Origin of the sequence: Streptomyces cavernae (genome assembly GCF_004023625.1) — a bacterium.
Classification (GTDB): Bacteria; Actinomycetota; Actinomycetes; order Streptomycetales; family Streptomycetaceae; genus Streptomyces; species Streptomyces cavernae.
This window is the reverse complement of record NZ_RPDJ01000002.1, coordinates 246,743-270,788: the sequence shown is the minus strand read 5'-3', so window position 1 is coordinate 270,788 and position 24,046 is coordinate 246,743. Positions and strand designations below refer to the sequence as shown.

14 protein-coding genes and 2 pseudogenes are annotated in these 24,046 nt (G+C 70.6%); 9 read left to right on the top strand and 7 right to left on the bottom strand.

The window, feature by feature from the left end:
- Positions 1-34: 34 nt before the first annotated feature.
- The 3 genes and pseudogenes from EF387_RS13635 to EF387_RS13625 form a co-directional block, all read right to left on the bottom strand.
- Complete coding sequence (locus EF387_RS13635; RefSeq protein ID WP_128376790.1) at positions 35-1,522, bottom strand: sensor histidine kinase; 1,488 nt, start codon at positions 1,520-1,522, stop codon at positions 35-37.
- A 149-nt stretch (positions 1,523-1,671) separates the two neighbouring features.
- Positions 1,672-1,962, bottom strand: a pseudogene (locus EF387_RS49725) (winged helix-turn-helix domain-containing protein); the annotation flags it as partial.
- A gap of 983 nt (positions 1,963-2,945) precedes the next feature.
- Positions 2,946-3,309, bottom strand: a pseudogene (locus EF387_RS13625) (response regulator transcription factor); the annotation flags it as partial.
- A gap of 361 nt (positions 3,310-3,670) precedes the next feature.
- Between EF387_RS13625 and EF387_RS13620 the strand changes: the two are divergent.
- From EF387_RS13620 to EF387_RS13600, 5 genes are all read left to right on the top strand, one after another.
- A complete protein-coding gene (locus tag EF387_RS13620; protein WP_128376789.1) occupies positions 3,671-4,276 on the top strand; it encodes a carbonic anhydrase in 606 nt (201 codons plus the stop codon).
- A 296-nt stretch (positions 4,277-4,572) separates the two neighbouring features.
- Positions 4,573-6,402: a SulP family inorganic anion transporter gene (locus tag EF387_RS13615; protein WP_128376788.1), complete on the top strand. Its 1,830-nt coding sequence runs from the start codon at positions 4,573-4,575 to the stop codon at positions 6,400-6,402.
- Positions 6,403-7,093: 691 nt separating this feature from the next.
- Positions 7,094-8,026: an oxidoreductase gene (locus EF387_RS13610; RefSeq protein ID WP_128376787.1), complete on the top strand. Its 933-nt coding sequence runs from the start codon at positions 7,094-7,096 to the stop codon at positions 8,024-8,026.
- A gap of 129 nt (positions 8,027-8,155) precedes the next feature.
- Positions 8,156-9,313: an alkaline phosphatase PhoX gene (locus tag EF387_RS13605; RefSeq protein ID WP_128376786.1), complete on the top strand. Its 1,158-nt coding sequence runs from the start codon at positions 8,156-8,158 to the stop codon at positions 9,311-9,313.
- A gap of 257 nt (positions 9,314-9,570) precedes the next feature.
- The gene (locus EF387_RS13600; RefSeq protein ID WP_128376785.1) at positions 9,571-9,846 is read left to right on the top strand and encodes a hypothetical protein; all 276 of its coding nucleotides are present in this window, start codon (positions 9,571-9,573) and stop codon (positions 9,844-9,846) included.
- Between the two features lie 157 nt (positions 9,847-10,003).
- On the opposite strand, the gene ppdK is transcribed toward EF387_RS13600, so the two are convergent.
- On the bottom strand, positions 10,004-12,721 hold the full coding sequence (gene ppdK, locus EF387_RS13595; protein ID WP_128376784.1) for a pyruvate, phosphate dikinase: 2,718 nt from the start codon (positions 12,719-12,721) through the stop codon (positions 10,004-10,006).
- A 454-nt stretch (positions 12,722-13,175) separates the two neighbouring features.
- Positions 13,176-14,378 carry an ROK family protein gene (locus tag EF387_RS13590; protein WP_128376783.1) on the bottom strand — a complete coding sequence of 401 codons (1,203 nt, stop codon included), beginning with the start codon at positions 14,376-14,378 and terminating at the stop codon, positions 13,176-13,178.
- 252 nt (positions 14,379-14,630) lie between these two features.
- Between EF387_RS13590 and EF387_RS13585 the strand changes: the two genes are divergently transcribed.
- The 3 genes from EF387_RS13585 to EF387_RS13575 all read left to right on the top strand — a co-directional run bounded on the left by EF387_RS13585 (position 14,631) and on the right by EF387_RS13575 (position 20,173).
- Positions 14,631-15,980: an amylo-alpha-1,6-glucosidase gene (locus EF387_RS13585; RefSeq protein ID WP_238431516.1), complete on the top strand. Its 1,350-nt coding sequence runs from the start codon at positions 14,631-14,633 to the stop codon at positions 15,978-15,980.
- Positions 15,977-17,920, top strand: a complete 1,944-nt coding sequence (locus EF387_RS13580) for an amylo-alpha-1,6-glucosidase (protein WP_128376781.1) — start codon at positions 15,977-15,979, stop codon at positions 17,918-17,920. The genes EF387_RS13585 and EF387_RS13580 overlap by 4 nt, the downstream gene beginning before the upstream one ends.
- Positions 17,921-18,064: 144 nt before the next feature.
- Entirely contained in the window at positions 18,065-20,173 is a 2,109-nt protein-coding gene (locus EF387_RS13575) for an LTA synthase family protein (protein WP_128376780.1), read from the top strand.
- A gap of 57 nt (positions 20,174-20,230) precedes the next feature.
- On the opposite strand, the gene dusB is transcribed toward EF387_RS13575, so the two are convergent.
- A complete protein-coding gene (gene dusB, locus EF387_RS13570; protein ID WP_128376779.1) occupies positions 20,231-21,397 on the bottom strand; it encodes a tRNA dihydrouridine synthase DusB in 1,167 nt (388 codons plus the stop codon).
- A 96-nt stretch (positions 21,398-21,493) separates the two neighbouring features.
- On the opposite strand from dusB, the gene EF387_RS13565 reads away from it, so the two are divergent.
- Complete coding sequence (locus EF387_RS13565; RefSeq protein WP_128376778.1) at positions 21,494-22,987, top strand: MFS transporter; 1,494 nt, start codon at positions 21,494-21,496, stop codon at positions 22,985-22,987.
- Here the strand turns inward: EF387_RS13565 and EF387_RS13560 are convergent.
- Positions 22,984-23,952, bottom strand: a complete 969-nt coding sequence (locus tag EF387_RS13560) for a helix-turn-helix transcriptional regulator (RefSeq protein ID WP_420802564.1) — start codon at positions 23,950-23,952, stop codon at positions 22,984-22,986. The two genes, EF387_RS13565 and EF387_RS13560, sit on opposite strands and share 4 nt — an antisense overlap.
- Positions 23,953-24,046: the final 94 nt, after the last annotated feature.

Genomic DNA, 24,046 nt, shown 5'->3' with positions numbered 1-24,046 from the left:
CCGTCGCCGATCATCGCGCCGTCGCGAGAGCGTGCTAGAGCTTCACGGTGGTCTCCAGCCGTCGCGCCGGCCGGTCGTGCGCCGGAGGCGGACCGGCCGCCTTGCGCACCGGGGCGCCCGCGGACGGGAGCTGGACCACCGCGTCCAGCCCTCCGTAGGGCGCCTGGCGCAGCAGGACCTCGCCGCCGCTCGCGTGGGCGAGGCGCTGGACCAGGGCCAGACCGAGACCCGTGCCGCCCTTGGGGGCGTCGGGGGCGCGCCAGAAACGGTCGAAGGCGCGGCGGCGCTGTTCCTCCGTCATACCGGGGCCCTCGTCCGTGACATGGAGTTCGACGGGGGCGGGACGGTGGTGGAAGCGGCGTTCGGAAGCCTGCGGGCGGCGGAGGTCGATGGTGACGGTGGAGCCGAAGGGCGCCACACGCAGGGAGTTGGAGAGCAGGTTGTCCAGGATCTGCTCCACCGCGCCGGGCACCGCCAGCACCTGTCCGGCGTAGTCGCCCATCAGGACCAGCCGGACACCATGCTGTTCGAACAGCGGCTCCCAGGCCCGGTGCCGCTCCACGCAGACCCGGTCCAGGTGCACCGGCTCCCGCTCGGCGGCACTCTCGTCCAGCCGGGCCATCGCCAGCAACCCCTCGACCATCCGGGCCAGCCGATCGGTCTCCGTCATCGCGGCGGTCAGACTGCCCCGGGCGTGCAGGGCGATGTCCGACTCCAGGTTCTCCAGGCGCAGCCGGAGCGCCGCGAGCGGGGTCTTGAGCTGGTGCGAGGCCTCCCCGGCGAAGGCGCGCTGGGAGGCCAGCAGGTGTTCCAGCCGGGCCGCGGTGCGGTTGAAGGTCGCGGCCAGGGAGCGGACCTCCGGCGGCCCCTTGGTGATGGCCACCGGTGTGGCGGCGCCGCCCTCGGCCAACTCGTGCGTCGCGCGCTCCAGTTCGCGGATGGGCCGACCCGTCCAGCGGGCGATCCCGAACCCGACGCCGGCCACCGCTACGAGCGCCGTGAGACCACCGACGGCCAGCAGGAGCCAGATGTGGTGGACCCGGGCGTGCACCATCTCGGTGGGCAGCGTGATCCACACCGCGCCCTGCTTGTTGGTGCCGTGGGACACCGGAGCCGCCACGGACAGGTACTGGACGCCGCCGATGGTGGACGTACGGACGTCCTGGGTGGCCGTCCCCCGCAACGCTGCGGCGATCCCGGGACGGGCGGCCAGCCCTTGGCTCTCCTCCCGGGACAACTCGTGCGAGCTGGCGATCAGCCGTGCGGCCTGGTCGACGATCACCACCTTGCCGCCGCCGATACGTTCGGCGCAGCGCGCCACCCGCTCGGGAAGCTCCTGCCGCGCACGGCCCATGTCGATGGAGAGGGAGGCGTACGCGGCGATCTGCTCGGCCTCGTCCATCGCCAGGGTGGTGACCCGTTCCCGCTCGCTGCGCGAGTAGACGAAGCCCAGCGGGATCTCCAGGCAGAGCAGCAGCAGGGCGGCGAGGCTGAGGTAACTCAGCAGGAGGCGGCGGGTCATCGGTAGGCCGCCGGGCGGCCGGGCGCCGCGTAAGGGCCGCCGCCCGGGTCGTCGTAGCCTCTGCCGGGGGCAGCGCCGGAGCCGGGACCGGGCTGTGCACCGTACGCATCGCCGTACGACTCACCGTAGTTGCCGGTGTACGAGCCGCCTGCGGACGGCGGGCGGTTCTGCACGGCCAGCCGGAAGCCCACTCCGCGCAGCGTCTGGATCCAGGCCGGGTTGCCCAACTTCCTTCGCAGCGTGGCGACATGGACGTCGAGCGTCTTCGTCGGTCCCTCGTAGTTCGGGTCCCACACCCGGTCCAGGATCTGCTGCCGCGAGTAGACGGCACCGGGGTCCTCGGTGAGGAGCGCGATCAGCTCGAACTCCTTCGGCGTCAGGGAGACCGGGGAGTCGCCCACCCAGACCTGACGGGTGCGGCGGTCCACGACCAGCGGGCCGGACTGCGGGCCGGACGGCGAATCCGACTGCGTTCCCGGTTGCGGCCCCGGCTGCGTCCCCGACGGCGAACCGCCCACGCCGGTCGCCCCCTGGCCGGAGGGGCTCGCGGAGCCGACGGGGCTCGCCTCGAAGGGGCCGGAGGTCGCGGAGGTCGCGGAGGTCGCGGAGGTTGAGTCGTACGAGAGCGGGGAGTCCTGGGACCGTGCTTTGTCGGCACCGCGGCGGCGCGAGCCGCGGCCCCGTCGGCCGCCGCCGAGGGAGCGGGTCTCATGGGTGTCGTCGGTGCCGTTGGTGGCGTTGGTGCCGTTGGTGCCTTTGGTGCGATCGGTGCGGTGGGTGCCGTCGAAGGAGCGTGAATCGCCGAAGGAGGACGAGTCGCCGAACGCGTACCCCGCGTCCGTACTCCCGGATCCGTAGGTCCGCTCCGCCCCGAAGGACTCGCCCGAGCCGAAGGACGTACCCGAGCCGTACGTCGCGTCCGAGCCGTACTTCGTGTCCGATCCGTCGCCGTACGACGACCCGGAACCGAACGACGTGCCGGACCCGTAAGAGGCCCCGGACCCGTTCGAGGTCCCGGATCCGTACGACGTCTCGGGCCCGTACGACGAGCCTGACGACGACCCGGACGTCCCGGCTGGAGCCGAGGACCCGAAGGCCTCCGGGGACCCGTACGACGGCTCCGAACCGTATGCGCGCCCGGCCCCGTCGGTCCCGTACGAGCGACCTGCTCCGTCGGTCCCGTACGAACGCCCGGCCCCGTCGGTGCCGTCGGTGGGCCGGTCGGCCCCGTACGGCCCCGGCCCGAACGCCTGAGCGACCAGGGCCTCGGCGCCGAACGCCCCGCCTCCGAGCGTCCCGCCGGCACCCGTGGAGTCCCCAGGCGCGGGCATCGGGTCGGTGGCGCTGCCGCCCGGGACCCGGACCGCGGGGAACTGTCCGGTTGACGGACCGGCGGACGGGCCGCCCGTGAAGTCCGTACCGACCTGGGCGCGTTGGGTCCGCCGGGTCACCGCGCGGACACGTGCCACCAGCTCACGGATACTGAAAGGTTTCGCCAGGTAGTCGTCCGCGCCGAGTTCCAGACCCAGGACCCGGTCGGCCTCCTCGCCACGCGCGCTGAGGATGATGACCGGGACGTCCGAGACCTGCCGGATGCCACGGCACACGTCGATGCCGTCCATGTCGGGCAACCCGAGGTCGAGCAGGACGACATCGCCGTACGGTCCTCTCAACCCGTCGGTTCCGTTGCTGACGTGATGCACCGTCAGCCCGAAGTGCGCCAGTCCCTCGACGAGCGGCTCGGCGATCGTCGCGTCGTCCTCGATGAGCAGCACTCGTACGCCCATACGTCCTGTCTCTCCATGAATCCGGACAGCACGAATTACGTGTCGCGGAGCTGCACACTCCGTGCCGTGTAGTTGACACGCTACAAGAGTCGTCAATGACGCGTCGCCTGAATCCGGCTCAATGTGAGCAGTCGCTCAGAATCCGTTGGCCGACGTGCGGTGTTGGTCTCGCGTTATCGCGACCGGACAAAGTATGGGCCATTACTGGCCGCGCTTTAGTGTTCCCTTAACCTTCGTCTACCAGACGTCCCTCTACGGTGTTGGCAGACCTGATCGAACCCCACGCTCGACCAGTTTCACCCCCACTGACCTGCGCGAACCTCACATCGTTGCAGGTTGCACCACATGCCGGGAGGAACAGATGAAGGCATTGCTGGACCGCGCGCGCTCGTTCAAGCGACGGGTTGATTTCGAGAGCGGCGAATACCGGAAACTGGCCGAAGGTCAATATCCGGAGGCATTGTTCATTACCTGCTCGGACTCCCGGGTCATACCCGCCCTGATCACGGGCGCACGGCCCGGGGAAATATTCGAGCTGCGGAACGCCGGCAATATCGTTCCGCCATTCGGACAGCAGGGCGCCTCCGGCGAGGCCGCCACCATCGAGTACGCACTGGAGGTGCTCGGCGTTCAGGACGTCATCGTCTGTGGCCATTCCCACTGCGGCGCGATGGGTGCCATCAGGTCCGGTGACGACCTGTCGGCGCTGCCCGGAGTTGACGCCTGGCTGGAGCTGGCCCGTCCGGAACTGGCCCCGGTGATCGACTCCTCCGCGGCCCGGGCCTCGCTCGCGGACGTCGTCCAGCACAACGTCGTCAACCAGCTTGTGACCCTGCGGAGTTACCCCTCCGTCAAGCAGCGGCTCGAGGCGGACACCCTGCGGCTGCACGGCTGGTACTACGAGATCGACACCGGCCGGGTGCAGGAGCTGGACGAGGACGGCAGCTTCCGGGTGCACGCCGCATGAGCGGGACGCACGCACGCGGGCGTTACCCCGCGCACGGCAAGCCGTCCTCCCGCGCCGAACGGGCCGAGCGGGCGGCGCAGGCCGCGCAGGCCGTCCAGGCGGAGCAGTTCCTGTACGGGACGCAGGGGACACAAGCGGCACAGGGCCAAGGGGTTCAGGGGCAAGGGGTTCAGGGGCAAGGGACGCAGGGACAAGGGGCACAGGGGTTCCCGCAGGGATTCACGCAGGGACCCGGTCACCCCGCTCACGGGCCCGAGCCCGGGGCCTCCGAACCACCTCCGAATACCGGTCCCTTGATGTCGGGGTTCCTGAAGGGGGGATCCGCCAGGTCGTCGAAGGCCGGGAAGTCGTCGAAGTCGGCGCCGAAGTCCGACCTCGCCACCGAGATCACCGCCTCCCTCGTCGTCTTCCTCGTCGCCCTGCCCCTGTGCATCGGTGTCGCCGTCGCCTCCGGGGTCTCCGCCGAACTCGGCATCATCTCCGGTGTCATCGGTGGTCTGGTGGTCGGCGCGGCACGCGGCAGCACCCTCCAGGTCAGCGGCCCGGCCGCCGGTCTCGCCGCGCTCGTCGCGGAGACCGTGCTTGAGTTCGGCGTGGCGATGCTCGGCGTGATCGTCCTGTTCTCCGGCATCCTGCAGATCGCCCTCGGCCTGCTCCGTATGGGCCGGTTCTTCCAGGCGATCTCCCTCGCCGTCGTCCAGGGCATGCTCGCCGGCATCGGGCTGCCGCTGATGTTCAGCCAGGTCTACCCGATGTCCGACGCAAAGGCTCCCGGCACCCCGATCGAGAACGTGGCCGGCCTGCCCGGGCTGATCGCGGACACCGCGACCAACCCGCAGGCGTTGATCGCCGCCGGGCTCGGCATCGTCACGATCGTGCTCAGCTTCCTGTGGAAGAAGGTGCCCGGACCGGTCAAGAAGGTCCCGGCCGCACTGGTCGCCGTCGGCATCGGCATCGCGGTCGCCTCCCTGCCCGGCGTGAACATCAAGACGCTGCAGGTGGGCAATCTGCTGGCCTCCGTCGACGTGCCCGGCGCCGAGCAGTTCGCGGGCCTGGCGGACCCCGGCATCATCACCGCCATCCTCACCTTCACGGTGATCGCCTCGGCGGAGTCGCTGTTCACCGCCGCCGCCGTGGACCGTATGCACAGCGGCCCGCGCACCCGCTACAACCCCGAACTCATCGCCCAGGGCGCCGGCAACACGGTGGCCGGCTTCCTCGGCGCGCTGCCCATCACGGCGGTCGTGGCCCGTAGTTCGGCCAACGTCCAGGCCGGCGCCAAGACGAAGCTCTCGCGTGTGCTGCACGGTGTGTGGCTGCTGGCCTTCGCGCTGCTGCTGCCCCAGGTGCTGGCCCTGATCCCGATCTCGGTGCTCGCCGGTGTCCTCGTGCACAGTGGCTGGAAGCTGTTCGCGCCCGAGGAGTTCCCGAAGATGTGGCGCCAGGACCGGGGCGAGTTCGGCGTCATGACGCTCACCACAGTGGTCATCTTCGCGACCGCGCTGCTCGAGGGCGTCCTCTTCGGTCTCGCCGCCGGAATCGTCCTCGCGGCCGTGCGGATGTCGCAGACGGTCATCAAGCAGCACATCGAGGAGGACACGGCGAAGGTCGTGATGGCCGGCAACGCGACGTTCCTGCGGCTGCCGCAGGTCATCGAGGCCCTGGAGGCGGCCGCCGAGGCGGGCAAGCCGCGCATCCGGCTCGACCTGACCGGTGTCACCCACCTCGACCACGCCTGCCGCAACCAGGTCGAGGAGTTCACCGCCCAGCAGCGGGGCCTCGGTCTGCGCGTGGAACTGCTGATGCCGGGCCCGGCGAAGAGCCTGTCCTCGAAGGGTGCCGAGGATCGGGAGAACCCGGACAGGGACGTGTACGCGGGCAAGGACGTGTACGCGGGCAAGGACCCGTACGCAGCCGGGAACTCCTACTCCGGCGGGGACCCGTTCCAGGATCACAACGGCTATCCCGGACAGGATCCGTTCGCCGACCCGTGGGCGAACCAGGGGACGGGTCGGGCGACGGGTCACGGCATGGACCGTCCGATGCCGGGCCCGACGGCCGAGTGGTTCTACCTGGACACCCGTCCGATGCCGGACGACTACGCGGACCAGTACGCGTCACGCTGACCGCCCGGGTCTCCCCTATGGCCCGGGCTCGAGCCCGGCGGCACGCCCCACTTCGGGGATCCGTGCCGCCGGGCTTCCGCCGTCGCAGGCCCCCGGCCACCGAGCCCCCGGCCACCGAGCCCCGGGCCGTCAGCGGCTGCGGGCGGTGGGTCAGTCGTTCAGCGACTCCTCCGTGATCAACGTGTCCGTTCGCCGTCCGCCGATGAGGACCATGGCCACGACCGCGACCGCGACCGCGCACAGCCCGACGATCAGATAGCCGAGCGAGTAGGCGTTGCCCCAGTGCGTGGAAGGCGGTCTCCTTCAGCGGATTGAACGGAACCGTCGATCCGTCGGGCAGGGGGACGGTCGCGGGTACGGCGTTGGCGCCGAGCGGGCCGGAGTTGACCGCCGCGACGGCGCCCTCCACCGCCTCCCGCTGTCCGGCCGGGGCCGAGGCCGCCGAGGCTTTGAAGGCCTCCAGTGCCCGACTCAGTGCCGGGGTGGACGTCACCTTGTCGCTGATCTCCTGTGCCGCCCGGCTGAGGGCGATCGCACCGACCACGGCCGGGCCCAGGGTGAACCCGAAGTCAGGCAAGGGTCATACAAAATCTGCGAGACCCGGACCGCACCACATCCGGGCGACCGCTTCTAGGCTGAGGCCCCATCCAAAGGGCCCGTCCCCATCGCCGTCGGAACAGGGAGATCAGCCATGGCCGGCTGGAACACGAGCGACATCCCCGACCAGAGCGGCCGCACCGCCGTGGTGACCGGGGCGAACAGCGGAATCGGTTACCCCACGGCACGCGCCCTGGCCGAGCGCGGGGCACATGTCGTGCTCGCCTGTCGCGACGAGTCCCGCGCGGTACGGGCCCTCGACCGGCTGCGGGCGGAAGTACCTGACGCCCGGGCCGAGTTCATCCGACTGGACCTCGGCGACCTGGGTTCCGTAGGTGACTTCGCGGCGGCCTACCGCCGCGAGCACGACGACCTGGCCCTGCTCATCAACAACGCGGGCGTGATGGCGGTGCCGCGCGGGCGGACCACGGATGGCTTCGAGACCCAGTTCGGCGTCAACCACCTCGGCCACTTCGCGCTGACCGGGCTGCTGTTGCCGCTACTGCTCGGCACCCCCGGGGCGCGGGTGGTGAGTGTGTCGAGCACGATGCACGCGGCGGCCAACATCGACATCACGGACCTCAACAACGAGCGGAAGTACGGCCGTTGGACCGCGTACGGGCGCTCGAAGACGGCGAACCTGCTGTTCGTGCACGAGTTGGCGCGCCGCTTGGCCGCGATCGACTCGGAGGTCGTCGCGGCGGCCGCGCACCCGGGTTACGCCGCCACCAACCTGCAGACCGCGAGCGCCCACAAGGAGGGCCGCACGGCGGTCGAACGCTTCATGCGGATCGGCAACCGCTACTTCGCCCAGTCCGCCGAGGCGGGCGCGCTGCCCACGCTGTACGCGGCCACGGCCCCCGACGTCCGCCCCGACTCCTTCACCGGCCCGGCGTTCCTGGGCTGGCGCGGCTCGCCCGCGAAGTCGTGGCGGGCCCCCTGGACCCTGGACGACCGGGCGGGGGAAATGCTGTGGGAGGAGTCGGAGCGGCTGACGGGGACGGTGTACGAGGACCTCAAGAGATGAGACGCCTTGAACGCACCGGCTCGCCATCGCGCGGCCATGACTTATCCATCGGGCGCCCCTAGGGTCCGTCAGCGCATGGCCCCGCCGCCGACCGGCGGCGGGCCGGTCGCGACACCCCTTGGAGCGAAAGTGGAACGTCGTAACCTCCTGCGTGCGGCCGTCATCGGCGGCTCCTCCGCGGTACTCGGCGGAACCCTGTGGCGCGGCGCCGCGTACGCCGCGCCCGCCCAGCCCGGCACGGGCCCGTACGGAGCGCTCGGCGCACCGGACGCGCGCGGCATCAGACTCCCCAGCGGGTTCACCAGCAGGGTGATCGCCCGCTCCGGCCAGACCGTCAGCGGTACGTCGTACACCTGGCACAACGCCCCTGACGGCGGGGCCTGTTACGCGGACGGCACCGGCTGGATCTACGTCTCCAACTCGGAGATCAACCCGTCGGGCGGCGCGAGCGCGGTGAAGTTCTCGTCGACGGGCGCGATCACGGCGGCGTACCGCATCCTCTCCGGCACCCGGCAGAACTGCGCGGGCGGGAAGACCCCGTGGAACACCTGGCTGTCCTGCGAGGAGGTGGACCGCGGGTACGTGTACGAGACGGATCCGTGGGGCGCCGGCGCGGCCACCCGCCGCGCGGCGATGGGGCGCTTCAAGCACGAAGCGGCGGCGGCCGACCCGGTCCGCAGGGTCGTCTACATGACGGAGGACGTGTCGGACGGCTGCTTCTACCGTTTCCGGCCGACGACGTGGGGCGACCTGTCGTCCGGGACCCTGGAGGTCCTGGTCGCCGGCACGGGCACCAGCGGCCCGGTGACCTGGGCCCGGGTCCCGGACCCGACGGGCGCCACCGCCACCCGCAACCAGGTGTCCGGCGCCAAGCGCTTCAACGGCGGCGAGGGCTGCTACTACGCGAACGACACGTGCTGGTTCACGACGAAGGGCGACAACCGCGTCTGGCAGTACAACGCGGCGGCGCAGACCATCGAACTCGCCTACGACGACTCCTTGGTGACGTCCGGCCCGGCCCCGCTGACGGGGGTGGACAACGTCACGGGCACCACCTCCGGCGACCTGTTCGTGGCGGAGGACGGCGGCAACATGGAGATCTGCGTCATCACCCCGGACGACGTGATCGCCCCGTTCCTCCGCGTCGACGGCCAGTCGTCGTCGGAGATCACGGGCCCAGCGTTCTCCCCGGACGGCAGGCGCCTTTACTTCTCCAGCCAGCGGGGCACGAGCGGGAGCTCGTCGGGCGGGATCACGTATGAGGTGACGGGGCCGTTCCGGGCCTGACGCGTATCCGCGCGGGGCGTCCACCCGGCTGGGCGTCCCGCGCGGTCCGGCAGGTGAAGCAGTGGTGACACGAAAAGCGATGGGCGATTTGTCCGGGAATGGGTGCCGTCCAGGAAAAAGGGGGCACTCCAGCTGTAGGCAGCACCTGCCGAGGGCCTGGCCACTGCTGGGATCAAAGGTCCGTGACGTGCAGTTTTCCGGGCCGCCAGGACCTCAGGAAACCAACCGCACGACCGGCACCCGACCGGGAGCACACCATGATCATCAAGAGAATGCACGAAATGGGCGTCCGCAGCGAGCACGCCTACATGGCCGCTTTCACCTCCATCGGCCTCACCGTCGCCGCATGGATGACCAGCCTCACAGCAGAGCCCGGCACCGGCCTCGCCCGCGCCGACCGATGGGGCATCTTCGTCGGAGAATGGGCCCCCACCTTCTTCGGCCTCGGACTCGCCCTTTCCCACTACGAACAACACGACGGCACGCTCACCGCCGACGTCCACGAATTCCGGCAGCGCCGGGCGGCCGGCTGAGCCGGAGAGGCTCGCGCACGGCGAGAGGGCGGCATCCCCGCACAGGATGCCGCCCTCTCTTCGAGGTCCGGAGCCGTTCGTGATCGTCGGTGAGGGTCGAGGTTACCGACGACGGCTCCGGGGTCTGTCAGGCCCGTGAGGGCCTGGCGGTGAGGGCCTAGCGGTGGTCGCTGCCCGTCGAGGTCGAGGCCGCGCGGCCCGCCTCGAGGCGTGCGACCGGGATGCGGAACGGGGAGCAGGAGACGTAGTCCAGACCCACCTCGTGGAAGAAGTGGACCGACTCCGGGTCGCCGCCGTGCTCGCCGCAGACGCCGAGCTTGAGGTCCGGGCGGGTGGCGCGGCCGGCCTCGGCGGCGGCCTTGACCAGGGAGCCCACGCCGTCCTTGTCGATCGTCTCGAAGGGGGAGACACCGAAGATGCCCTTTTCCAGGTACGCGGTGAAGAACGATGCCTCCACGTCGTCCCGGCTGAAGCCCCAGACCGTCTGCGTGAGGTCGTTGGTGCCGAAGGAGAAGAACTGGGCGGCCTCGGCGATCTGACCCGCCGTCAGCGCGGCGCGCGGCAGCTCGATCATCGTGCCGATCGCCAGCTTCAGCTTCGTCCCCGTGGCCGCCTCGACCTCGGCGATGACCTCGTCCGCCTCCTCGCGCACGATCTCCAGCTCCTGGACCGTGCCGACGAGCGGGATCATGATCTCGGCGCGCGGGTCGCCCTTCGCCGCCTTGCGTTCCGCCGCCGCCTCCGCGATCGCCCGTACCTGCATGGTGAACAGACCGGGGATGACCAGACCGAGGCGGACACCGCGCAGGCCCAGCATCGGGTTCTGCTCGTGCAGGCGGTGGACGGCCTGCAGGAGGCGCAGATCGTTCTCGTTGGCGTCCTTGCGGGACTCGGCGAGCGCGACGCGGACCGACAACTCCGTGATGTCGGGGAGGAATTCGTGCAGCGGCGGGTCGAGGAGACGGATCGTGACCGGGAGTCCGTCCGTCGCCTCGAAGAGCTGGACGAAGTCCTGCTTCTGAAGCGGGAGAAGCTCCTTCAGGGACTCCTCGCGCTCTGCCTCCGAGTCGGCGAGGATGAGGCGTTCCACCAGCTCGCGGCGGTCGCCGAGGAACATGTGCTCGGTGCGGCACAGACCGATGCCCTGGGCGCCGAACCGGCGGGCGCGCAGCGCGTCCTCGGCATTGTCCGCGTTGGCCCGTACGCGCAGCCGGCGCTTGCGGTCCGCGAAGGCCATGATGCGGTGCACCGCCTCGACGAGTTCGTCGGCGTCGTCGGCGCCGGCGTGCATCCGGCCCTCGAAGTACTCGACGACCGGGGAGGGCACGACCGGGACCTCGCCCAGGTACACCTTGCCGCTGGAGCCGTCGATGGAGATGACGTCGCCCTCCTCGACCACCGTGCCGTTCACGGTCAACCGCCGCCGCTTGGTGTCGACTTCGAGCTCCTCGGCGCCGCAGACACAGGTCTTGCCCATGCCGCGGGCGACGACGGCCGCGTGGGAGGTCTTGCCGCCGCGGGAGGTGAGGATGCCCTCGGCAGCGATCATGCCGTCGAGGTCGTCGGGGTTGGTCTCGCGGCGGATCAGGATGACCTTCTCGCCGGAGCGCGACCACTTGATGGCGGTGTAGGAGTCGAAGACCGCCTTGCCCACGGCGGCGCCCGGCGAGGCGGCGATGCCCCGGCCGATCATCTGCACCTTCGCGTCCTCGTCGAAGCGCGGGAACATCAGCTGCGCGAGCTGGGCGCCGTTGACGCGCTGGAGCGCCTCGGCCTCGTCGATCAGGCCCTGGTCCACCAGCTGGGTCGCGATACGGAAGGCGGCACCGGCGGTGCGCTTGCCGACGCGGGTCTGCAGCATCCAGAGCTGGCCGCGCTCGATGGTGAACTCGATGTCGCAGAGGTCCTTGTAGTGGTTCTCCAGCGTCTCCATGATCTGCATCAGCTGGTCGTAGGACTTCTTGTCGATCTGCTCCAGCTCGGCGAGCGGGACGGTGTTGCGGATGCCCGCGACGACGTCCTCGCCCTGTGCGTTCTGCAGGTAGTCGCCGTAGACGCCCTGGTGGCCGGAGGCGGGGTCGCGGGTGAAGGCGACGCCCGTGCCGGAGTCGGGCCCGAGGTTGCCGAAGACCATGGAGCACACGTTGACGGCGGTGCCGAGGTCGTGCGGAATGCGCTCCTGGCGGCGGTAGAGCTTGGCGCGGTCGCCGTTCCAGGAGTCGAAGACGGCCTTGATGGCGAGGTCCATCTGCTCGCGCGGGTCCTGCGGGAAGTCCCGGCCCGCCTCGGTCTTGACGATCTTCTTGAACTTGGTGACGAGCTTCTTGAGGTCGGTCGCCTCGAGGTCGGTGTCGACCTGGACCTTTTTGGCCGACTTGGCCGCCTCCAGCGCGTCCTCGAAGAGTTCGCCGTCGATGCCGAGGACGGTCTTGCCGAACATCTGGATGAGCCGGCGGTAGGAGTCCCAGGCGAAGCGTTCGTCGCCGGCCTGCTTGGCGAGGCCCTGGACGGACTTGTCGCCGAGGCCGATGTTGAGGACGGTGTCCATCATGCCGGGCATGGAGAACTTCGCGCCGGAGCGTACGGATACGAGCAGCGGGTTGTCGGGCTGGCCGAGCTTCTTGCCCATCTTCTGCTCGAGGGCGTCGAGGTGGGCAGTCACCTCGTCACGGAGTGCCACCGGCTCTTCGCCGCTGTCGAGGTAGACCTTGCAGGCTTCCGTGGTGATGGTGAAGCCGGGGGGAACAGGAAGCCCCAGGTTGGTCATTTCGGCGAGGTTGGCACCTTTGCCACCCAGGAGGTCCTTGAGGTCCTTGTTTCCCTCGGTGAAGTCGTAGACGAACTTCACTGTGCGGGGTTCTTTGTTTTCCGACACGAGTCTCGACTCCTCGACGTCGCGGTGGCTGCCCTGACGGCGAGGAACATACCCAGATCGAAGGCATCTGGGTACGTCCACTTGCGCGTCATACGGACGTAACCACTCGTCCGCCAGTAGATCGAAAGGTAGCCCGATTCAACTAAGCGAACGGCTTGTGTTTACTTCTTGAAGCGACCCATACCCGATTGCGGGTTTAGGTGCTCATACGAGCGCCAAGCGGCGCATTCGATTTCAATCGATGAACGATCAAACGGTGGCACTCAGTGCCACTCATTGGAGAAGTACACCTTGCGTCTGAGCGCTCATATGAGCGCAACCCCAATCAGGGGTGGCGAGAATCACGCTACTTCGACTGGGCGGGTTTCACCATGCGGACGAGGACGCGACCTCGTCACACGCAGGACACATACCGGGCCGAAGAGCTCGGAGGGACACACCCTCACACCACGCCTCAGACCCCGAGCGCCGCCAGGCGCTCCTCCACCCGTTCCGGTGCGTAGAGGTGCTCCACCACCAGCGCACCGGCCCCTACCAACCCCGCCTGTTCCCCGAGACGGGACGTGACCACGTCCAGTCTCGCGGTGGAGCGCGGGAGCGCCCGCTGGTACAGCAGCTCCCGGACACCCGTGAGGAACGGGGTTCCGGCCAGGTCCCCCGCGATCACCAGGACTCCGGGGTTGAGCAGGGTCACCACGGTCGCCAGGACGTCACCGACCTGCCGTCCGGCCTCCCGGGCCAGGGCCGCGGCCTCGGGATGGCCGGCCGCCAGCAGGTCCCGCACGTCCGAGCCGGACGCGGCGGGCACGCCCTGCGCGGCGAGCCGGCGGGCGACCGCGCCGCCACTGGCGACAGCGGCCAGACAGCCGTACGAACCGCACCGGCACAGCGCCTCGGCACCCACCCGGATGTGCCCGATGTCGCCCGCCCCGCCGTCGATGCCCCGGTATACGGTCCCGTCGACGATCACCCCCGCGCCGATGCCGGTGGAGACCTTCACCAGCACGAGCGCCGAGCAGTCGGGGTACAAGACACGCTGCTCCCCGTAGGCCATGAGGTTGGCGTCGTTGTCGACCAGAACGGGGACCGCCGGCCCGCCGGTGTGCTCGGTGAAGGCGCGGGCGAGGCGAGAGCGTATGTCGTAGCCGTCCCAGCCGGGCATGATCGGCGGCTGCACCACCCGGCCGGTCTCGCTGTCCACCGGACCGGGCACGGCGAGGCCGATGCCGCACACACTGCCGGGCGCGGCCGCCGACTTCCGCAGGAGCTCCGCGAACCAGCGGCCCAGCTCGCCGAGGACCGCCTCGGGGCCGTCGTCGATGAGCAGGGCATCGTGCTGTTCGGCCAGGATCTCGCCGGTCAGGGTGAGGACCGCGGCGCGGGCGTGCCGGGTGTCCAGGTCCGCGGCGAGGACGACGGCATGCGCGTCGTCGAACTCCAGCGTCATCGCCGGGCGCCCGCCGAGCGGGGAGTCCACCGGGCCCCCGGCGCCCTCGCGCAGCCAGCCCGCGCGGAAGAGCCGGTCCAGTCGCTGGCCGACCGTGGCCCGGGAGAGTCCGGTCGCCCGCTGGAGCGCCCCACGGGTCGTGGCCCGCCCGCTGCGCACCAGCTGCAACAGCTCTCCCGCACTCGCCTGGCCGGAAGCCCTCGCCGTCATGAGCACCCCCTTGTGTTCATCAAACGTGCGTTACATCCTGGGTTTTGCATGTTAAATAGACGTAACTGCCGGATGCCGATTACGGAACTGGCCAGGTGTGGAACTGGCGGATCCGGAACCGGCGCATACCCGACCGGCACACACCAGACCCGCGGGCCGGACACGGCCCGCCGCGGCAAGGGGAGAACCCGCGTGTACCGCACCGCCCGGCCGACCCTGGACCGTACGGTCCTCACCGCGCCGCCGCGCCTCATGGGCAAGGCAGCCCGCGTGCTGAACGGCAACTGGACGGGCTCGTCCACCGTGCCGTCACGGAGCCTGTACCCACACCAGTGGTCCTGGGACTCGGCGTTCATCGCGATAGGGCTGCGGCACCTGTCGCCACTGCGGGCGCAGGTGGAACTGGAGACACTGCTCGCCGCCCAGTGGGGCGACGGCCGGATCCCGCACATCGTGTTCAACCCCTCCGTCCCGCTCGACGCCTATTTTCCCAGCCCCGACTTCTGGCGTTCGGCCAAGGCGGGCCGGGCGGCCGGGGCGCCCCGCACCACGCAGACCTCCGGGATCGTCCAGCCGCCGGTGCACGCGCTGGCCGCCTGGCTGGTCCACCTGGCCGACCCGGGGCTGTCCCGGGCGCGTTCCTTCCTGCCCCGCGTCTATCCGAAGCTCGCGGCCTGGCACCGCTATCTGCTGCACCGCCGTGACCTCGGCGGCGGCGGGCTCGTCTCGGTGGTGCACCCCTGGGAGCAGGGCATGGACAACGCCCCGTCCTGGGACGCGCCGCTGTCCCGGGTCACCCCGGCCGCCCGGCACTCCTTCCAGCGCGCGGACCTCGACCACGGCGACGCCGAGGACCGGCCCACCGACCTCGACTACGGCCGTTACGTCCGGCTGGCGACGGACTACCGGGACCGGGGCTACGCGGACGGCGCAGGGGAGTTCGCGGTCGAGGACCCCGCGTTCAACGCCCTGCTCATCGCCTCCGAGCACGCGCTGGCCCGGATCGCCGCGGAGCTGGGCGCCCCCGGCACGGCCCGGCACGCCCGTGCGGAACGCCTCACGGCCGCGCTGGTGGAGCGGCTGTGGGACCCGGCGGAGGGGATGTTCCTCTGCCGGGACGTGCTCGACGGCGGTCTGATTCCCGAGCGCGGTGTCGCCGGGCTGGTCCCGCTGGTGCTGCCCGCGCTGCCGCCCGACATCGCCGCCGCCCTCGTCCGGACCCTGCGCGGGCCCCGCTTCGGGCTCGGCGGCGTCGCCCGGCTGGTGCCGAGCTACGACCTCACCGGGCACGCCTTCGACCGGCACCGGTACTGGCGCGGGCCCGCCTGGTTCAACGTCAACTGGCTGCTGGAACGCGGCCTCAGGCTGCACGGCGAGCACGCGCAGGCGGACACGCTGCGCGGTTCGATGGTCAGGACCGCCGAGGAGTCCGGGTTCGCGGAGTACGTGGACCCGTACACCGGTGAGGCCTGTGGTGCGCGCGGCTTCAGCTGGACCGCCGCGCTCACCCTCGACCTGCTCAGCGAACCCTTCGGGGGCGGGCTGTCCCCCGCGCGTTTCGGCACTTTCGACCCGAGTGACAGGGGAGGGGAACGGCGATGACGGACCGACACCATCTGCTTGTGCACGGCGGAACGTTCGCCAGCGTCGGCGACAGCGGCGACATCAGCGGGGTGCGCGGCTCCGGCGCACCGGACGGTCTCTTCGTACGGGACGCCCGCCACCTCAGCCGCTGGCAGCTGACGGTCGACGGGGCCGTGCCGGAGACCCTGGCGCCGGTCTCGGACGGGGACACCGCGCGGTGTGTGCTGGTGCCGCGCGGCGGCCGGCAGGAACCGCCCGCGTACACCCTGTTCCGCGAACAGGCCGTCGCGGAAGGCGGGTTGGTGGAGACCCTGCGGGTGACCGGCAACCGTCCGACGCCGACGACGGTACGGATCGCCCTCACCGTCGACGTGGACTTCACCGACCAGTTCGAGCTGCGTTCGGACCACCGTACGTACGTCAAGTCCGGCACCGTGCGCACCCGCCAAGTACTCGACGACGGCGTGGAGTTCCGGTACCGACGAGGCGAGTGGACCTCATCCACCACGGTCACCGCCGAGCCCGCCCCGGACAACGTCGAGGAGACCGGCACCGGTGCCCGCCGGCTGGTGTGGACGCTGGAGCTCCAGCCGCACGGTTCGGCCGAGGTGACGCTGCGGGTGGCGGCCCGCCCGCACGGCACGCCGCAACCCCGGATGCCCCGCTCCCCCGCCGACGTCATGGAGCGCATCCAGGCCCGTGAGGGCGAGTTCGCGGAGGGTGTCGCCTTCCCGACGGGCTGGCGGGAGCTCGCCGCCGTGTGCGCGCGGGGGCTCGCGGACCTGGCGGTGCTGCAGGTGCCCGCGACCGGGCCGGACGGCGAGGACCTGCGCGTACCCGCGGCCGGGGTCCCGTGGTTCCTCGCGCTGCTCGGCCGGGACGCCCTGCTGGCCTCGCTGTTCATGCTGCCGTACCGGCCGCGGTCGGCCGCGGCCACGATCCTCGCGCTCGCCGCCACGCAGGCCGGAGCGCCCGGAGCGACCGGCAGGGGCATGGTGGCCCAGCCGGGCAAGATCGTGCACGAGGTCCGGCACGGCGAACTGGCGCACTTCGGACAGGTGCCGTACGGGCGTTACTACGGCTCGGTCGACTCGACCCCGCTGTTCCTGGTGCTCCTCGGCGCGTACACCGAACAGACCGGGGACACCGGCCTCGCCCGCCGTTTGGAGTCACACGCACGGGCCGCGGTCGAGTGGATGCTGGACCACGGCGGCCTGACCTCGCGCGGCTATCTCGTCTACCGCGCCGACGAGGGCGGGCTCGCCAACCAGAACTGGAAGGACTCCCCCGGCGCCATCTGCGCCTCCGACGGCACACGGGCCGGCGGGGCGGTACTCGCGGCGGGCGCACAGGGGTACGCCTACGACGCGCTGCGCCGGACCGCCACGGTGGCCCGCACGGTCTGGGGCGACGACGTCTACGCCCAACTGCTGGAGCAGGCGGCGGCCGATCTGCGGGACCGTTTCCAGCGCGACTTCTGGATGGCGGACCGGGAGTTCCCGGCGCTCGCACTGGACGGCGAGGGCAACCGTCTGGACGCGCTCGCCTCGGACGCCGGTCATCTGCTGTGGTCGGGGCTGCTGGACAAGGAGTACGGGGAGGCGGTCGGCCGACGGCTCCTCGAGCCCGACTTCTTCTCCGGCTGGGGCGTGCGCACGCTGGCCTCCGGGCAGTCGGCGTACCACCCGCTGTCGTACCACCGCGGCTCGGTCTGGCCGCACGACAACGCGCTGATCGCGCTGGGCCTCGCCCGCTACGGGCTGCACGACGAGGCGCGGACGGTGGCGCACGCGCTGGTGGACGCGGCGACGGCGTCCGGTCACCGGCTGCCGGAGGTGCTCGCCGGGTACGGTCGCGACACGCGTCGCGAACCGGTGCCGTACCCGCACGCGTGCGTCCGCGGATCACGTGCGGCGGCCACTCCGTTGGCGCTGCTCACGGCGGTGGGCGGCGCGTAAAGGTAAACACTTCGCATCAGGTGCGTATGCATCACTCCAGCTTTGAACGCAGGCCGTGGGGCCGCCGTACGGGTTGACGGCGGCCGTGGCCACCCCAGCCGGGCCCGCCCACCGTCACCGGCGTCGTACGGAAGGACCATCGGGGTGCCGCAATACACGCGCTCGCGCCAACAGCCGAACACGGATGAGGCGGCCACCGCGGCAGCCCGGGAGAACGCCTCCACGGCGGACGACACCGCGGAGGTTCCCGACGTCGCCGAAGCCGCCGAAGTCACCGAGGCTGCCGAGGCTGCCGAGGTCAAGGAGCCCGCCCCCGCCGAGGCACCCTCCCCCGCCGACAGGACGCACGCCGACGACGCCTCGTCCGCCGACCGCACCGCTCCCGCAGGCGACACCGCCGGCCCGCCTCAGGCCGAGGAGCAGCAGGAAGAACCGCAGGAGGCGGCCGAGCCGCAGAAGGCCAAGCAGCCGGAGGCCCAGAAGGCCGAGCAGCAGGCGGACCAGAAGGCGGAACAGCAGGCCGAGCAGCCGCAGGAGAAGCGACAGAAAGGCGTGCGGGCCTGGCGTGTGAAGCACCCCGTCGCGGCGCGCAACATCTCCTGGGCCGTCAACGCCCTCGCCGCCACGCTGGTGCTGTTCGCGCTGCTCATGCCGAACAACGAGGCCGGCTTCCAGCCCGAGACGTTCCTGCGGATCCCGGGCGAGGCGATCTTCGGTGCGGCCGTGGTGATGGTGATGCCCCGGAAGCCCCGGCTGATCGTCGCGGCGATCGCGGGCCTCGGCCTGGGCGTGCTCGTGATACTGAACCTGCTCGACATCGGCTTCAACCAGTTCCTCGGCCGCGGCTTCAACATCGTCCTGGACTGGGTCCTGTTCGACGACGCCAAGTCCTACCTCGAGGACTCATTGAGCGAGGCGGCCACGGTCGGCGTCGTGATCGCGGTCATCGCGCTCATCGTCCTGGTGCTCACCCTGACGACACTGTCCGTCGTCCGGCTCAGCAACATCCTGGCCCGGCACCCCGTCACGGTGACCCGCACGACGCTGATCGCCGGCACGGTGTGGTTCGTCTGCTCCACGCTCGGCATCCAGCTCCTGCCCGGCATGCCGGTCGCCGCCCGGACCGCGGCCGGGGCCGTCGACAACCGCTGGGAGCGCGTGAAGGCGACGCTGAAGGACGAGGCGGAGTTCGCGAGGGAGGCGAAGAAGGACAAGTTCGCCAACACCCCGCCCGATCAGCTGCTGACCGATCTGCGCGGCAAGGACATGATGATCACCTTCATCGAGAGCTACGGCCGCAGCGCGGTGGAGGACCCGATCATGTCGCCGGGCGTTGACGCCACCCTCGACGACAAGACGGAGGAACTGCGCGCGGCCGGGTTCGCCGCGAAGAGCGGCTGGCTGACCTCGGCGACTTACGGCGGCAACAGCTGGCTGGGCCACTCCACGTTCCTGTCGGGCCTGTGGATCGACAACCAGAACCGCTACCGCACGGTCACCGCCGGGGACCACCTCACCCTGCCCAGCGCCTTCAAGAAGACGGGCGCCTGGCGCACGGTCGGCGTCATGCCGGGCGTCCAGAAGGAGTGGCCGGAGGGCAAGTTCTACGGCATCGACAAGGTCTACGACTCCCGCGACCTCGGGTACAAGGGGCCGAAGTTCAGCTGGTCGACCATGCCCGACCAGTACGCGCTGACCGCGTTCGAGCGGCTGGAGCACGGCAGGAAGCAGGACAAGCCGCTGATGTCGACGATCATCCTGACCTCCAGCCACCAGCCGTGGGCACCGCTCCCCAAGACGGTCCCGCAGGACCAGGTCGGCGACGGATCGATCTACGAGAGCATCGCGGAGGCGGGCAAGGACCCGGAGGACGTCTTCTACGACTCCACGAAGGTGAAGGAGGAGTACGGCAAGTCCATCCAGTACTCGATGACCAGCCTCATGGATTACCTGGTCCGGTACGGCAATGACGACACCGTGCTCATCGTCCTCGGCGACCACCAGCCGATGGCCTCGGTCAGCGGCAGCCGGGCCAGCCGTGACGTCCCGGTCTCGATCGTCGCGAAGGACCCCGAGGTGTTCGACAAGATCGCCGACTGGAACTGGTCCGACGGTCTGAAGCCCGCGAAGGACGCGCCCGTGTGGAAGATGAGTGACTTCCGCGACCGCTTCCTGACGGCGTACGGCTCCACCCCGTCAAGCCCATCGAGCCCGTCGAGCCCGTCGAGCCCGTCGAGCCCGTCGAAGGGCTGACGAGCCCGGTAGGGAACAGCCGAGCCTGGCACGGATCAGCCCGAGCCCCGGGGTCGATCAGCCGCCGGAGGTGTCCAGCTCCGCGTCCTCGCCGATGCCGGCGCAGTCGTACGGGTCCTTCAGCCAGCCGTCCGGCAGTACCACCCGGTTGTTGCCGGAGGTCCGGCCACGGGGCCCGTCGGCGCCGGTGGGCCAGGGCTGGTCGAGGTTCAACTCGTCCAGTCCCGCCCGCAGTTCGGCCAGCGAGGAGGTGATCGCGAGGCGCTTGCGCATCTCGGAGCCGACCGCGAAGCCCTTCAGGTACCAGGCGACGTGCTTGCGGAAGTCGATGACCCCGCGGGACTCGTCACCGATCCACTCGCCGAGCAGGGTGGCGTGCCGGACCATGACGTCGGCGACCTCGCGCAGACTCGGGCGCATGACGCCGTCGGGCCGCCCCTCGAACGCGGCCACCAGATCCGCGAACAGCCAGGGCCGGCCCAGGCAGCCGCGGCCCACGACCACTCCGTCGCACCCGGTCTCGCGCACCATCCGCACCGCGTCCTCGGCGGACCAGATGTCGCCGTTGCCGAGCACGGGGATCTCCGGCACGTGCTCCTTCAGCCGGGCGATGGCGTCCCAGTCCGCGGTGCCGCCGTAGTGCTGTGCGGCCGTCCGCCCGTGCAGCGCGATGGACGTGACTCCCTCCTCGACGGCGATCCGGCCGGCGTCGAGGTAGGTGATGTGGTCGTCGTCGATGCCCTTGCGCATCTTCATCGTCACGGGCAGGTCCCCGGCCCCGCTCACGGCCTCCCGCAGGATCGCCCGCAGCAGGTTCCGCTTGTACGGGAGCGCCGAGCCGCCGCCCTTGCGGGTGACCTTCGGCACGGGGCAGCCGAAGTTGAGGTCGATGTGGTCGGCGAGGTCCTCCTCGGCGATCATGCGCACCGCCTTGCCGACCGTCGCCGGGTCGACGCCGTACAGCTGGATCGACCGCGGGGTCTCGCTCGCGTCGAAGTGGACCAGCTGCATCGTCTTCTCGTTGCGCTCCACCAGTGCCCGGGTGGTGATCATCTCGCTGACGAACAGCCCCTTGCCGCCGGAGAACTCCCGGCACAGCGAGCGGAACGGCGCGTTGGTGATCCCCGCCATGGGGGCGAGAACGACGGGCGGCGCCACGGTGTGCGGGCCGACCTGCAGCGTCGGATTCAGCGAGTATGGGGCGGACGAGGTGGGCGTGGACATTCCTCCATTGTCACGTACGCCGGGAGGTGCCCGACGCGAATAACTCGCCACACTCATTAGTTAGGCGCACTATCGATACCGGCGTACCATGGCCGCATGCCCGAGCTCAGCTCTCGCCGACGCATGCTGGTGCTCGCGATCTGCTGCATGAGCCTGCTGATCGTGAGCCTCGACAACACGGTGCTGAACGTCGCCCTGCCCGCGCTCCAGAAAGACCTGGACGCGAGCGTCTCGGGCCTGCAGTGGACGATCGACGCGTACACGCTGGTTCTCGCCTCGCTGCTGATGCTGGCGGGCTCCACCGCCGACCGGATCGGACGCCGCAAGGTCTTCATGGCGGGTCTGGTCGTCTTCACCGCCGGCTCGGCGCTCTGCTCCCTCGCCCCCAGCCTCGACGCGCTGGTCGTCTTCCGCATGGTCCAGGCGGTCGGCGGTTCGATGCTCAACCCGGTGGCGATGTCCATCATCACCAACACCTTCACCCAGCCGCGCGAGCGGGCCCGTGCCATCGGCGTCTGGGGCGGGGTCGTCGGGATCTCGATGGCGGCCGGGCCGATCGTCGGTGGACTGCTCGTGGACTCGGTCGGCTGGCGCTCGATCTTCTGGATAAACGTTCCGGTCGGCGTCGTCGCCCTCCTGCTCACCTGGCGCCACGTGCCCGAGTCCCGTGCGCCGAAGGCCCGCCGCCCCGACCCCGTCGGGCAGCTGCTGGTGATCGCGCTGCTGGGCTCGCTGACGTACGGGATCATCGGCGCGCCCGAGAAGGGGCTCGCGTCGCCGACCGTTCTCACCTGCTTCGGCATCGCGCTCGCCGCGCTGGTGGGCATCCTGTGGTACGAGCCCCGGCGCGCCGAACCCCTCATCGACCTGCGCTTCTTCAGGTCGGCGCCGTTCAGCGGGGCGACGGTGATAGCGATCAGCGCGTTCGCGGCGCTCAGCGGGTTCCTGTTCCTGTCGACGCTGTACCTGCAGAACGTACGGGGCCTGGGCGCGCTGCCCGCGGGTCTGTGGATGCTGCCGATGGCGGCGATGACGTTCGTGTGCGCACCGCTGTCGGGGCGGCTGGTCGGCAGTCACGGGCCGCGGCCCTCCCTGCTGACGGCGGGTGTGACGATGACGGCGAGCGGGGTGCTGTTCGCCGCGTTCGAGGGCGAGACGTCGAACGTGACACTGGTCGTCGGGTATGTCCTCTTCGGGCTCGGCTTCGGCTTCGTGAACGCGCCGATCACCAACACGGCGGTGTCCGGGATGCCCCGGTCCCAGGCCGGGGTGGCGGCGGCGGTCGCCTCGACCAGCCGGCAGATCGGCGGCACGCTCGGCGTCGCGATCATCGGCGCCGTGCTGGCCGCGGGCGTCCACGGCTCCTCGTACGAGACATCGTTCGTCTCCGCGGCCCGCCCCGCCTGGTGGATCATCGCCGGCTGCGGTCTGCTGGTCCTGCTCGTCGGCCTGCTGACCAGCGGAGCGTGGGCGCGCCGCTCGGCGGAACGCGCGGCGCGGCGACTGGAGTCGGCCAAGGCACGGGACCCGGCGGAGGCCGTGGCCCAGAGGACGCCCGGGGAGGCGCGGGGAGGCTTGGAAGACGCCTAGGGGGTGCCTTCCAGGGCCACCGTGCTCTCGTGCAGGCGCTGGACGCGGATCCGGGACTCGTCGTCGGCCGGGGTGTACGTCACCATGTACGGTCCGCTGGCCGGGCCCAGCCAGAGATTGGTGTGGATCAGCCGGAGCCGGCCGACGTACGCGTTGTCGAACTCCTTGGTCTTGCTGACCGCGCCCACCACCTCGTGCCGTTCCCAGGCCTCGCAGAACTCGGCCGACTCCGTGCGCAGCCGCTTCAGCAGCGCCTTCCAGGCGGGCTCGGCCAGATGGTTGGCCATGGCGGCGCGGAACTTGCCGGCCATCAGCCGCATCGTCTCGTCGAGCTGCACGATCGAGGAGCGCCACTGGTCGTTGGTGGTGATGAGCAGCATGCAGTTGCGGTCCTCGGGCGGCACCGCGTCGAGGTCGCACAGCAGCCGCCCGTAGGTGCGGTTGTAGGCGAGGATGTCGTAGCGGCTGTTCTGGATCGCGGCGGGCAGCGGCTCCAGCTGCCGGAGCATCTCCAGCAACGCCGGGGTGATCGACGCACAGCGTGCGTCCGGTGTCGGGTCCGTGGCCATGGCCAGCCGGAACAGGTGCGCGCGTTCCCCCACGTCGAGCTGGAGCGTGCGGGCCAGCGCGTCCAGGACCTGTACGGAGACCTGGATGTCGCGCGCCTGCTCCAGCCACGTGTACCAGGTGACCCCGACCGCGGAGAGCTGTGCGACCTCCTCGCGGCGCAGCCCGGGCGTACGCCGCCGCCGGCCGCGCGGCAGCCCGACCTGCTCGGGCGTGATGCGCTCCCGGCGGCTGCGCAGGAAGGCGGCCAGCTCATGGCGCCGCATCTCCGACTCACGCGCCACGTCGTCTTCCCCCGGTACGGCCCGCGGTTCCTCCGGTGGTTCTTCCCGCAGTTCTTCCCTCGGTACTCCGCCGGGCGCTGTCAGCCGTGTCATCGTCTGGGCCATGGTCGTCACTCCCCCAGCCTGCCGCCATGAGGTACCCGTTGCCAGGTAGTGCTTGTACCAGGATAAGGAGACTCTGGTACCAGTCTCAGCGAGGGCTGACGCT